Annotated in this window: 9 protein-coding genes; all 9 read left to right on the forward strand. The window is 69.1% G+C overall.

The features are described from left to right. The first annotated feature begins 26 nt into the window (after positions 1 to 26). On the forward strand, positions 27 to 332 hold the full coding sequence (locus tag AC3CF1_RS30970; protein WP_088947436.1) for a hypothetical protein: 306 nt from the start codon (positions 27 to 29) through the stop codon (positions 330 to 332). Continuing rightward, a complete protein-coding gene (alaS, locus tag AC3CF1_RS30975; protein WP_488451854.1) occupies positions 329 to 3,007 on the forward strand; it encodes an alanine--tRNA ligase in 2,679 nt (892 codons plus the stop codon). Before AC3CF1_RS30970 ends, alaS begins: the two co-directional genes overlap by 4 nt. A gap of 72 nt (positions 3,008 to 3,079) precedes the next feature. Further along, positions 3,080 to 3,538, forward strand: a complete 459-nt coding sequence (ruvX, locus tag AC3CF1_RS30980) for a Holliday junction resolvase RuvX (RefSeq protein ID WP_088947438.1) — start codon at positions 3,080 to 3,082, stop codon at positions 3,536 to 3,538. After that, positions 3,538 to 4,734: an endolytic transglycosylase MltG gene (gene mltG / locus AC3CF1_RS30985; RefSeq protein ID WP_488451855.1), complete on the forward strand. Its 1,197-nt coding sequence runs from the start codon at positions 3,538 to 3,540 to the stop codon at positions 4,732 to 4,734. The genes ruvX and mltG overlap by 1 nt, the downstream gene beginning before the upstream one ends. Before the next feature lie 526 nt (positions 4,735 to 5,260). Continuing rightward, on the forward strand, positions 5,261 to 6,130 hold the full coding sequence (locus tag AC3CF1_RS30990) for a shikimate dehydrogenase (protein WP_488451856.1): 870 nt from the start codon (positions 5,261 to 5,263) through the stop codon (positions 6,128 to 6,130). Positions 6,131 to 6,220: 90 nt separating this feature from the next. Then, complete coding sequence (locus AC3CF1_RS30995) at positions 6,221 to 7,927, forward strand: glycoside hydrolase (protein ID WP_488451857.1); 1,707 nt, start codon at positions 6,221 to 6,223, stop codon at positions 7,925 to 7,927. A gap of 136 nt (positions 7,928 to 8,063) precedes the next feature. Further along, positions 8,064 to 8,894, forward strand: a complete 831-nt coding sequence (locus AC3CF1_RS31000) for a phosphatase PAP2 family protein (protein WP_354983640.1) — start codon at positions 8,064 to 8,066, stop codon at positions 8,892 to 8,894. 213 nt (positions 8,895 to 9,107) lie between these two features. Beyond that, entirely contained in the window at positions 9,108 to 11,051 is a 1,944-nt protein-coding gene (locus AC3CF1_RS31005; protein ID WP_488452149.1) for a hypothetical protein, read from the forward strand. Between the two features lie 149 nt (positions 11,052 to 11,200). Further along, complete coding sequence (locus AC3CF1_RS31010) at positions 11,201 to 12,811, forward strand: lipopolysaccharide biosynthesis protein (protein WP_354983641.1); 1,611 nt, start codon at positions 11,201 to 11,203, stop codon at positions 12,809 to 12,811. The last annotated feature ends 1 nt before the right edge of the window (position 12,812 follow it).

A 12,812-nucleotide genomic window follows, 5' to 3' on the forward strand; every position in this document is an offset into this window, starting at 1 on the left:
GCCGGCGCACCAGGAGGTAACGAGACATGAGGCGTCTGTTCTGGCTCGGTATCGGAGTGGCCGTCGGTGTGATCGTGGTCCGCAAGGCGACCCGGACCGCCCAGGCGTACACACCGGCCGGCATCGCCAGCACGTTGACGGAATCCGCTGGCGGGCTGGTCGAGTCGCTGCGTAGCTTCGTGGAGGATGTGCGGGTCGGCATGGCCGAGCGCGAGCAGGAGATCCACCAGGCGTTCGCCCAGGGCGAGGCGTTCGACGATCAGTTCGCCGAGCTGCGGGAAGACCCGCGGATCGGCGATCGGGAAATCTTTCCGGAGGAGCACCAGCGATGAAGACGGCGGAGATCAAGCGACGGTACCTCGCGCACTTCGAGGCGAATGGCCACACCGTGGTGCCGTCAGCTCCGCTGCCCGCCATCAGCGACCCGAACCTGTTGTTCGTCAACGCCGGCATGGTGCAGTTCGTGCCGTACTTCCTGGGTCATCAGACTCCCCCGTACCAGCGGGCGGTCAGTGTGCAGAAGTGCCTGCGCACCCCGGACATCGACGAGGTCGGCAAGACCAGCCGGCACGGCACGTTCTTCCAGATGAACGGCAACTTCTCCTTCGGTGACTACTTCAAGGCCGGCGCGATCCCGCTGGCCTGGGAGCTGTCCACGAAGCCGATCGCCGAGGGTGGCTACGGCCTGGACCCCGAGCGGATCTGGCCGACGATCTACCTCGACGACGACGAGGCGTACGAGATCTGGCGGTCGGTGGGTGTGCCGGCCGACCGGATCGTCCGCCGGGGCAAGGCGGACAACTTCTGGTCGATGGGCATTCCCGGGCCGTGCGGCCCGTCGTCGGAGCTGTTCTACGACCGGGGCCCGGAGTACGGCCGGGAGGGCGGCCCGGCGGTCGACGAGGACCGGTACATGGAGTACTGGAATCTCGTGTTCATGCAGTTCGAGCGGGGTCCGGGCACCACCAAGGAGGACTACCCGATCCTGGGGGACCTGCCGGCGAAGAACATCGACACCGGCATGGGCCTGGAGCGGATGGCCTCGATCCTGCAGGGCGTCGACAACCTGTACGAGATCGACGAGGTCCGGCCGATCCTGGCGCGGGCGGCGGAGCTGACCGGTAAGCGGTACGGCGCGCACTCCGGGCACGTGGCCAGCGAGTCGCACCCGGACGACGTCCGGCTGCGGGTGATCGCCGACCACGTGCGCACGGCGCTGATGCTGATCGGCGACGGCGTGACCCCGTCCAACGAGGGGCGCGGCTACGTGCTTCGCCGGATCATGCGCCGGGCGATCCGGTCGATCCGGCTGCTCGGCTGGCAGGATCGCGCGCTGCCCGAGCTGCTGCCGGTGGCCCGCGACTGCATGGCCCCGTCGTACCCGGAGCTGGCGACCGACTTCGACCGGATCGCGGACTACGCGTACGCGGAGGAGGAGGCGTTCCTGTCCACCCTGCGTGCCGGCACGACGATCCTGGACACCGCGATCGCCGAGACCCGCACCGCGGGAGGCACCTCGCTGTCCGGGGCGAAGGCGTTCCAGCTGCACGACACGTACGGCTTCCCGATCGACCTGACCCTGGAGATCGCCGCCGAGCAGGGCCTCCAGGTGGACGACGAGGGGTTCCGGCGGCTGATGGCCGACCAGCGGACCCGGGCGAAGGCGGACGCGCAGGCCCGCAAGACCGGTCACACCGACCTGTCGGCGTACCGGTCGGTGCTCGACTCGGGTGGCCCGGTGACGTTCACCGGCTACAGCGAGGTGGCCCGCGAGTCGACGGTCCGGGCGCTGCTCGGTGCCGACGGCCCGCGCCAGGCGGCGACCGAGGGCGACACCATCGAGCTGGTTCTCGACACGACGCCGTTCTACGCCGAGGGCGGTGGTCAGCAGCCCGACCAGGGCATGATCACCGTCGGTGGCGGGCAGGTCGAGGTGCTCGACGTGCAGCAGCCGGTGCCCGGCCTGATCGTGCACCGCGCCCGGGTGATCCGGGGTGAGGTGCGCGCCGGTGAGGCCGGCTACGCCGAGATCGACACGACCCGGCGGCGGGCGATCTCCCGGTCGCACACCGCCACGCACCTGGTGCACCAGACCATGCGCAACTTCCTCGGTGAGTCGGCGACCCAGGCGGGATCGCTGAACGCGCCCGGTCGCCTCCGGTTCGACTTCAACACCCCGACCGGGGTGTCGCCGACCGTCCTGCGGGACGTGGAGCAGCAGGTCAACGAGGTGCTCCTGGCCGACCTGGAGGTGCACGCCTTCATCACCTCGCTGGACGAGGCGCGGCGGATCGGGGCGATGGCGCTCTTCGGCGAGAAGTACGGCGAGGAGGTGCGGGTCGTCGAGGTGGGTGACTACGCCCGGGAGCTGTGCGGCGGCACGCACGTGGCCCGCTCGGCCCAGCTCGGCCTCGTGAAGATCCTCTCCGAGTCGTCCATCGGTTCCGGCGTTCGCCGGGTCGAGGCGCTGGTCGGCATGGACGCCTTCGGCTTCCTGGCCCGTGAGCACCTGCTGGTCTCCCGGTTGGCGGAGCTGTACAGGGTGCCCAACGACCAGGTCGCCGACCGGGTGGAGCAGACCGTCACCCAGCTCCGGGACGCGGAGAAGGAGCTGGAGAAGCTGCGTGCCCAGCTGGTGCTGGGTGGTGCGGCGGCGCTCGCCGCGCAGGCCAAGGACGTGCGCGGGGTCGCGTACGTGGGCACCGAGGCGCCGGAGGGCGCGGCCGGTAACGACGTGCGGACCCTGGCCCAGGAGATTCGCGGCAAGATCGACCCGGCGCGGCCGGCGGTGGTCGCGGTGGCGGCCCGGTCGAACGGCAAGGCGTCCCTGGTGGTGGCGGTCAACGCGGCCGCGCGCAGCCGTGGCCTGGCCGCGTCGGACCTGGTGAAGGCGGCGTTCTCCGGGCGCGGCGGTGGCAGCCCCGACCTGGCCCAGGGTGGCGGACTGCCGTCGACCGAGGCTCCGAACCTGCTGCTCACCGTCGAGAAGGCGATCACCGAGGCGTGATGGGCGATCACTCTCAGCCAGGGCGGGCCATCTGGTCCGCCCTGGTTCGTACCCACCGGGCGGTGACCGTCGGTGGTTGAGTTCAAGCGCGGTGTGCGGATCGGTGTGGATGTCGGTCAGGTGCGGGTGGGGGTCTCCCGCTCGGATCCGGACGGGATCCTGGCAACGCCGCTGGTCACACTGGCCCGTGATCTGACGGCGGCGCCGGACGCGGTGCCGAGCGACCTTGCCGAGTTGGCCGCGCTGGTGGCCGAGCACGAGGCCGTTGTTGTTGTCGTCGGCCTTCCGGTCAATCTCGCGGGCAAGCATGGCCCTGCGGCCGTCCATGTGAAGGCGTACGCTGACCGACTGGTCGATGTGATAGCGCCCGTCCCGGTAACGCTCACTGACGAGAGGATGTCGACCGTGGTCGCTTCTCGTAGGCTTGCCGAGCGTGGCGTCCGAGGTAAACGTCAACGTGCGGTTGTCGACCAGGCGGCCGCGGTGGAGATCCTGCAGAGCTGGCTGGATGCGCAGCGGAGGCGGACGTAATGATCGACGATCTGGACCTTGGGTTCGACGAGCCGGAGCGGGGGGAGAAGGGCCGGCATCGGCGCGGCTTCCGCAAGCGCAACGGTAAGTCCGGTGGCGGCGGCCGGGGCAAGACGTTCCTGGCTCTGCTGATGGCCCTGGTCCTGCTGGGCGGCATCGGTGGTGGCGCGTTCTACGGCTTCGACCGCATCCAGAACTACTTCGTCACCCCCGACTACGACGGCGCCGGGTCCGGTGAGATCACCGTTGAGATCAAGAACGGGGCGCTGATCGCCGACATGGCCGACGCCCTCGTCGCGGCCGACGTGGTGAAGAGCCAGAAGGCGTTCATCGAGGCGGCCGAGGCCAACTCCCGCAGCAAGAACATCCAGCCGGGCACGTACAAGCTGCGCAAGCAGATGAGCGGCGAGAGTGCCGTCACCGCGATGCTCGACCTGAAGAACAAGATCGTCAACGGGCTCACCATCCGCGAGGGCCGCACCGCCAAGAACATCTACAAGCTGCTCTCCGACAAGACCAAGATCCCGGTCAAGGAGTTCGAGGCCGCCGCGAAGGACCCGGAGGCGCTCGGCGTTCCGGACTGGTGGTTCAAGCGCGACGACGGCAAGAAGGTCGTCAAGTCCGTCGAGGGCTTCCTCTACCCGGACACGTACGAGATCCCGCCGAAGGCCACCGCGGAGAGCATCCTCAAGCTGATGGTGGACAACTTCCTCACCGTGACCCAGGAGATGAAGTTCGCCGACCGGGTGCAGAAGGAACGCAAGGTCAGCCCGTACGAGGCGCTGATCGTGGCGTCGTTGGCCCAGGCCGAGGCGGGTAACAAGGACGACCTCGGCAAGGTCGCCCGGGTGGCGTACAACCGGGCGTACGGCGAGTTCCCCTGCAACTGCCTGGAGATGGACGTCACTGTCAACTACTACCTGGAGTCGATCGGCAAGCCGACCAAGTCGTCCAAGCAGATGACGGCGGCCGAGCTGGACGACCCGAAGAACCCGTACAACCGCAAGCTGCCCGGCATGATCCCCACCCCGATCAACAACCCGGGTAAGCAGGCCCTGGAAGGGGCCATGGCCACGCCGACGGGCAAGTGGCTCTACTTCGTGGCGATCGACAAGGAGGGCCACTCCGAGTTCGCCGAGACGTACGAGCAGCACCAGCGCAACGAGGCCAAGGCCCGGGAGGCCGGCATCATCTGACCGGCCGTAGCAGACCAGAAAGGCTACCTTCCCGACGGTGACCGAAATTCCGGTCTCGTCGGGAAGGGAGCTTTTTTGAGTCGACGCTGACGCATTTATCGCGCCATTGTCAGTGACTCGTTCCGGTCCACGAACGGGTTCGCGGGTTCAGGAACGTCCACACGCCGTTGCTGTTCTGCTTTCGCAGCGCGAATGTGCGGTCGTAACCGGTGTTCCGGTTGACCGCGCCGTACGCCTCGCCCCAGGTCAGAGCTGGTGGTTGTCCGACCGGCTGCCCGCCGCGGCGTCCGCACGGCTGGCGCGGCGATCATCGATGAAAGACTGAAGACCGCGGCAATCGCAACAAGAGCACGCAGAACTGCGTTGTTCAAGGGTCCCTCAGTTTTCGATCGGCCGTACCGTCGCAAGAATGCATCGCCGTCAAGCGATTGTCGGGCCGTCGAGCATTGTCAGCGGTCCCGTTCTCTGGTGGCGTGGCCTGCGTGCTGGGTAGGGTCGATCCGAACATCGCGGAGGGCGGAGAGTGATGCGGAACACGGCAGGGGTCCCGGGCGATACGACCCGTAGGGCCGCGGTGCTGGGCAAACCGATCGCGCACTCCCTCTCCCCGGTGATTCACACCGCCGGTTACGCCGCCGCCGGTCTGACCGGGTGGTCGTACACCCGGATCGAGTGCGCGGCGGCGGAGCTGCCGGATCTGGTCGCCGGCCTGGGCCCGGAGTGGGCCGGGTTGTCGGTGACCATGCCGGGCAAGGAGGCGGCGCTCGCCGTGGCCGCGCAGGCCTCGCCGGTCGCCGCCGCCGTCGGCGCGGCCAACACGTTGGTACGCCGTCCGGACGGCTCCTGGTTTGCCGACAACACCGACGTCGCCGGCATGGTGCGGGTGCTCACCGCGGCCGGGGTGGTGGCCGGCGCTGCCGTGACGGTGCTCGGTGCGGGCGGCACCGCCCGCGCCGCGCTGGCCGCCGCCGCCCAGCTGGCCTGCTCCTCGGTGACGGTGGTGGCCCGCCGTGCGGCGGCGGTCGACGAGCTGCGGCCGGTGGCGGGCGCTCTGGGCGTCGAGCTCACTCCCGCCGGCTGGGCCGACGCGCATCGGCATCTCTCTGCCGGTGAGGTGGTTGTGTCCACCGTGCCGAGGGGTGTCGCCGACGCCTTGGCCGGCACAGTGGCCTGGCGAGCGGGCGCGGTGTTCTTCGACGCGCTTTACGACCCGTGGCCCACCCCGCTGGCCGCCTCCGCCGTCGCCGCCGGCCTGCGGGTGGTGTCCGGTTTGGACCTTTTACTGGCCCAGGCGGTCGGGCAGTTCGAGCAGTTCACCGGAGTGGCCGCGCCGGTCGAAGCGATGCGGATTGCGTTGAGGACGGCGACCACAGCGGTTCCCTTAGCGGAGAGTTAAGACGCGCTTACGGGAAATTGTCCTGCCTGCGACTCCGCCTAGTCATCGATACGCTGCTCAGTGTTACGGAAGCAGACGCAGGGAGTTTCCTTGGCCAGGCACGGACTACATCGCACCAGCTGGTTCCGCTCCGGACCCCGGCGCACGGCGATCGCCATCGGCGTGGTCGGCGGAACGCTGGTGGCCGGCATCGTGGCGACCATGATGCCGCTGCTGGCCAGCGATGACCTGTCCATCCGGGCGGCGGCGGACACCACCGCGACCGCTGTGTCGCAGGACGGCGACAACGCCGCCAAGACAACGCTGGCCACCTGCCCGACGCGCTGCGACGGCAACCCGCGCGGTGGCCGCGAGGCAGTCATCGAGTTCGCGGTGACCACCGTGCCGGCCGCTGCGGTCAACGTCCGGGCGACGCTGCGGGTGCACTCCTGGCAGCAGTTCGCCGCCACGGTGACGGCGCACGCCTCGCCGCTGAGCGCCCGCGAGGCGCGGCCGGCTCTCGCGTCGTCCGGTGCCGCGCTGGACAGCGTCACCGGTGTGTCCGAGGGCGTCAACGAGTGGGACATTTCCGCGCTGGTCACCGGCAACGGCACCTGGACTGTCGCGCTGGCCCAGACTGGTCTGGGCAGCCGGATCTACTGGGCGTCGGTCGACCACCGCAACCCGGACCTACGCCCCAGCCTGATGATCAGCTACGACCTCGGGGCCCGGCCGTCGCCGGTGACGACCACCCGGCCCGCGCCACCGCCGTCGCCGAGCGCCTCGCCGACCACCGCCGCGCCGAGGCCGTCGCCGACCATCGCTCCGACCCGAACGGCGACGCCGAGTGCGAGCGGCACCCTCCCGGCCGCCCGGTGCGGGGACGTGTCGGACAAGCTCGTCCCCTCCTGCGGCGCCTGGTGGGGCATGTACTCACCCGCCGGGGCGGCCGGCGGCTGGGACCACGGTAAGGCCGTGACCGATGTGGAGACGCAGGTCGGGCGCACGTTCGACATCGTGCACCGCTACCACGACTTCTCCAACATCGGCAGCAACGGAGCCTTCCCCGACGTGTACGAGCTGCAGCAGATGCGCGAGGGCCGGTTGATGTTCTTCGCCTGGGAGTCGCGCGACTTCTCTGCCGGCATCACCCTGAAGTGGTCGGATGTCTACGGTGGCCAGCAGGACGAGACCATCGACGCGGTCGCGGGCCGCATCCGCGCCGCCGGCGTGCCGGTCTTCATGGGCTTCGACCACGAGCCCGAGGACGAGCCAGCGAAGGGGAGCGACGCCGACTTCGTCCGCGCCTGGCGCTACGTCCATGACCGGTTCGCCAGGGCCGGCGCGACCAACGCGGTCTGGGTCTGGACGATGATGGGCTGGTCCGGCCACTACCCCCGGTACGCGGGCCTGTACCCCGGTGACCGCTACGTCGACTGGGTGGCCTACGACCCGTACAACTTCCACGTCTGCAACGGCAGCGCGGTGTGGAAGAGCCCGAGCACGACCGTGGGCGGTTTCTACGACTGGCTGGACGACAACGGCATCGGCGCTGGCAAGCCCCGGATGCTCGCCGAGTTCGGCACCAACTTCAACTCCGCCGACCCAGCTGCCAAGCAGCGCTGGTTCCAGGAGTTTCCGGCAGCGCTGAAGGCGCACCCGAAGATCAGGGCCGCCATCTACTTCAACTCATCGGGCATGACCAGCCGCACGGCGACCTGCGACATGACGATGAACCACGACGCCTCGGCGGTGGCGGGCTTTGCGCAGGCCGGTCAGGAACCGTATCTGCGGCAGCCCACCGCAGCCGGCCGCTGACGACCAGCCATGTCCGCCCCGGCCAATGGTGGCAGTCGAGCTTCGCGACTGTCGTGATGACGACTCGATCGCGCGGGTGCGGCCTTCAGGTCCCTTAGCGTGTCACCAATCGATTGTCGTCTGGTGGTGTCCGGCTGTGGTTCTGATCTACGTTCTGGGGGCACTGTCGGTGCTGGTGCCGGCCGTCCTGGTCCCCGTGGTGGCGACCCGTTGGGTGCCGGCCGCACTGGAGAGCCGGGCCGTGGAGCGACTGCGCGCCGCGGTGGCCGGGCTCACCGAGGCTCTCGGCCGACTCGGGACCGCTCTCGTCGTCCTGCTCGCCGGGTCGGCGGCGGTGGTCACGATCTGCTGGCCCCTCGGTGAAGCGCTGTCCAGACTGGAGACGGCCGTCGATCACCCGGTCTTCGACTACGTGCATGCCCGCCGTGTCGAAGTGTGGGTCGACATCAACTCCTTCGTCACCGCGATCGGGGACCGATACCCGCTCAAGTGGGTGACGGTGGTAGCGGCGGTCGGCTTCGCCATCGTCTGGCGCCGCCGCCGCTGGTGGATCCCACTGATCGCGATGCCGTTGCAGTTCGTCGTCGAGCAGTACACCCAGCAGATCCTGGCGACGACCGTGAACCGGGGCCATCCACCCACTGACGTCGGCACCTATCCCTCTGGCGGCTGCGCCCGGGTCATGCTCACCTTCGGCATCATCGCGGTGCTGGCGGGGCTGACCTGGAACGTTCCGCGACGCGGCCGAATCGCCATCGCGACCGCGCTGGCCGTGCTGGCCTCCGTGGAGGGTTACACCCGGATCTATGCCGAGAAGCACTGGTTCACGGACGTGATCGGTGGCTGGACCTTCGGCACTCTGCTGCTCGGCGTGATGCTACTGACCGTGCTCGTCGCCGAGGGTCGGGTGCGTCCACCTACACAGACCGCGAGCGCGGTACCCGTCGAGGTCACCACCACCGCCTGACCCGTTCGTCGCATCGCCGCTCGACCACCGGATGCGGCGAGAGTCTGACAACCGACACGGAAACGGCAGCCGGTCGTCACGTTGGGCTAGCGACGGTCCAATCGGCGGATATCGCGAAGCGTGATCGACAGGGCACGCTACGCAGGTTCTCGTCTAACTTGGAGGCGCAGCGTGCCCACAGTTTCGCTCTTCCGGCGATCTGCGAGATGTCGTATCCGCGTGGCGGCAGTCGGTCTGGTGACCGTAGCCGCGGTGGTGACGGTTCCCACCGCCGCCTCGGCCGCCGTGGTGCCGGCCCCCGAGACGGCGACCCTGGTGTCGACCAATCCCGCCGACAACACCCCGCACGGCCGCGATGGCGAGAGCCGCGCCTTCGCGCAGGTCGGCTCTCGGGTGTACGTGGGGGGCAGCTTCACCGAGGTTCGGCAGAACGCCACCGCGGCCTGGCTTACCCAGAGTTACCTTTTCGCGTACGACCGGACCAGCGGAACCCTGTCGACCACGTTCCTGCCGGCTCTCGACGGCCCGGTCAACTCTCTGCTCGCCGGCCCGAACGGCACGCTCATCGTCGGCGGCGGGTTCAAGACCGTCAACGGCGTCTCCCGGAAGAATTTGGTGGCACTGGACCCGACGACCGGGGCGACCATCGACAGCTGGGTCGGTCGCTCCGACGGCGGCATGATCCGGGACATGGTGCTGCGCGACAACTGGCTCTATGTCGCCGGCGCCTTCAACTGGTTGAACGGCGCCGCGCACTCCGGGCTGGGCCGGCTGAATGCCAGCACCGGCGCTATCGACCCGACCTTCAACATCAACGCCACTGTCGGGCGGCACGGCACCGGCTCGTACGGCTGGACCATCGATGTCACTCCGAACGGGCAAACCATGATCGCCGGTGGCAACTTCACCCTCGTGAACGGACTGTCCCGCAACCAGATGGCGATGATCGACCTCTCGGGCACGCCCACGCTGCTGGACTGGAGCACCGAGAAGTTCGTCGCACCCTGCGCGGCGCCCGCGACCTTCGTGCACTACGTCCAGGACCTGAAGTTCGGCGCGGACGGCAGCTGGTTCGTCGTCGGCACCAACGGTGGCGCCGGTTGGCCGGCCGCCTACTGCGACGCACTGATCCGCTTCGAGACCGCAAACCGGGGCAGCGGCCAGCTCGGCACCTGGGTCGACTACACCGGCAACGACACCATCACCTCCGTGGAGGTGGCCGACAACGTCATTTACCTGGGCGGGCACTTCCGTTGGCTGAACAATCCGAATGCCAGCGACGCGGCCGGCAACGGTGCGATCGATCGTCTCGGTATCGCCGCCGTCACCCCGGCGACCGGCCTGCCGGTCGCCTGGAATCCCGGCCGCCGCGGCAGCGCGTCCATGCCGGCCGGCACCAGTAACTGGGGCTCGCAGGTCCCCGTTCTCTGGCGGGGCAGCGACGGGCTCTACTTCGGGCACAACTCCGACGGAATGGGCAGCGAATACCACGGCCGGCTCGGCATGTTCCCGCTCGCCGGCGGTCGCACCTTCGCCCCGAAGAATCCGCCAACCGCGACCACCGGCAATCTCTACCTCGGCACCGGCGAGGGCCAGCTGGCCAAGGCTTCGTTCAACGGCGCGAGTGTCGGTGCCCCCACGACGGTCAGCCAGCCCAACTACACGAACGCCGGCGCCACCTGGCGGGTGAGCGACCGCATCTATTGGGCGCACACGGTGGCCGGCACCCCCACCGGCAGTCGGATCGACGTCTCGATGTTCAACGGCGGCGCCATCGGCGTTCCCTGGGAGTCGTCGGGGTTCAACGACTGGTTCAACGCGGCCGGCATGACCGGCGCGTTCTACCTTGACGGCCGGTTGTACTACACCCGCAGCGGTGCCAACGCGCTCTACTACCGTTACTTCGAGATCGACGGCAACTATCTGGGCGCCACCGAGTTCAGCCTTCCCACCACGGGCATCACTTGGTCGTCGGTGCGAGGCATGGCCTGGGTCAGCGGCCGGATCGTGTACGGCGGGAGCGACGGAACGTTGCGGAGCGTGTCGTTCGATCCCACGGCCGGCCTGGCCGTCGACGCCGCGACCAGCACGGTGATCGCTCCGGCGAGCGGAGGACTGACCTGGTCGACACCACGGACTTTCTTCTCCGTGCAGTGACGGCAGGCTTTGTCGTCACAGAGAATCGATCGATCACGGTCGGCCGGCGGCGGACCACGTCGCTGGCCCGAAGCGTCACAGGGGGATGCACGGTGCCTGCCGCAGGCGTCGTTCCGTCCAGGCGACTCACAAACAGACGGTGAAATTACATGGCTGATGCACCACCCGGTTCCTGGTCCGCCGACGCATTCGGCGGTGGGGGCACGCTGGCCCGGACAGTCACCCTGACAGACCTGCTCCGCGTCCCGGCACATCGGATCCGGCTGGTGGGGGCGGTCGCCGCCGTTGGCCTCCTCGCCGCCCTCGGGTATGTCCTGCTCAAGCCCGCCGCAGTCACCGCGAGCGCCGTGGTGGCGGTACGCCCGGTCGTCACCGACGCGTTCACCCCGAGCGGCGCCGCCGCCGACCGGGCGGTGAACATGAACGTGGAGGGCGGCATCGCCACCGGGACCGAGGTCGTGCAACGGCTGGCGTCCGAGGGTGGGGACCCGCGGGAGGTGCGGGACGCCCTCGAGGTGGAGGTGCCCACCGGCGGGCAGATCCTCCGCTTCTCCTACACCGGCCGCTCCGTCGACGACGCCGTGCGCAACGTCAACCTTGCCGCGCAGACCTACCTCGACGTACGACGGACGATGTATGAGAAGCAGCGGGCCGAGATGTTGAAGCGGTACGACGAGAGCATCGTCGAGGTGGACAAGCAGCGGGAGGCGTTGCAGCGGCGGATCGCGACCGCGAAGGAGGGTTCGCTGGACGCCGCAATCGCCGAACTAGGCGGAAGCAACAATCAGCTGACCCAGTTGAAGTCGTCTCGGACAGAGATCGCAGCGGTCGATGTCAACCCGGGCTGGATTACGCAGAGCGCGGAGAATGTCCTGGTCACCTCCGGCGGCAATGTCCTGCTCTACCTGCTGGCCGGGCTTTTCGGCGGTGTACTGCTGGGCGTGGTTCTGGCGTTCGCCTGGGAGTCCGCGGACCGCCGGGTCCGATCGGTTCACGACGGACGGGACGTCACCGGCCTGCCGCTGCTCGGCACCGTGCGTGGCCACCTGTTCCGCGGTCGGAGGGAGGCGGTGGACGCCGACATCCGCTACGTGGCGATGGCGATCGCTGAGCGGGTTCGTGAGCCGGCCCGGGTGGCGCTGCTGACCACGCGTGAGGACCCGAACGCCATCACCGCGGGTCTGGCGGTCGCGCTCGCCGCGCCCGGTCGGGACGTCTACGTGGCCGACGACAGCGGTCGCCTGGAGACACTGCGGGCTGCGGTGCTGGCAGGCCGGGAACAACTGCCCGCACTGGTCAACTCGGTCCGTCCACTCGTCCCGAAGCCCCGAGGCGCCGATTCGGTCAGCGGCAACAAGGGCACCGACCAGGTCCCCGCCCGCCGTCCGTCCCCCTACCCGGTCGCCAGTCATCCGTCGAAGGACCCGGATTCCACCCTGACCCTCCCGCGAACGAGCCTGAGCGCGACCGAGAGTGGCAGGAGGACGGTCGGAAACAGCGCCGAGGAGGTGCCGGTGGGCGCTGGCGGTGTGCGTTTCGGCACGTGGCGGCAGCGTGCCGCCAGCGGTGTCGTGCTCTTCAACGCGCCACCCTCCGAAGCCGACGAGCGTGGCGTCGCGGCGGCCCGCCAGGGCACCGCAGTCGTCGTGGTCGAACAGGACAGGACCCGGCAGAGCGACTTGCGCCGCCTCGCGGAACGGCTTCGCGCAGCTGGGGTCACCCCGTTGGGTTTTGTGCTCACCCGCAGCAGCCGGGGCTGAC

Source organism: Micromonospora sp. MGP-C2 (assembly GCF_057766525.1).

Coding starts and splice junctions, on each gene's coding strand:
- AC3CF1_RS30990 (WP_488451856.1), top strand. CDS start 5,261: ATGCGGAACACGGCAGGGGTCCCGGGCGATACGACCCGTAGGGCCGCG.
- AC3CF1_RS31010 (WP_354983641.1), top strand. CDS start 11,201: ATGGCTGATGCACCACCCGGTTCCTGGTCCGCCGACGCATTCGGCGGT.
- alaS (WP_488451854.1), top strand. CDS start 329: ATGAAGACGGCGGAGATCAAGCGACGGTACCTCGCGCACTTCGAGGCG.
- AC3CF1_RS30970 (WP_088947436.1), top strand. CDS start 27: ATGAGGCGTCTGTTCTGGCTCGGTATCGGAGTGGCCGTCGGTGTGATC.
- mltG (WP_488451855.1), top strand. CDS start 3,538: ATGATCGACGATCTGGACCTTGGGTTCGACGAGCCGGAGCGGGGGGAG.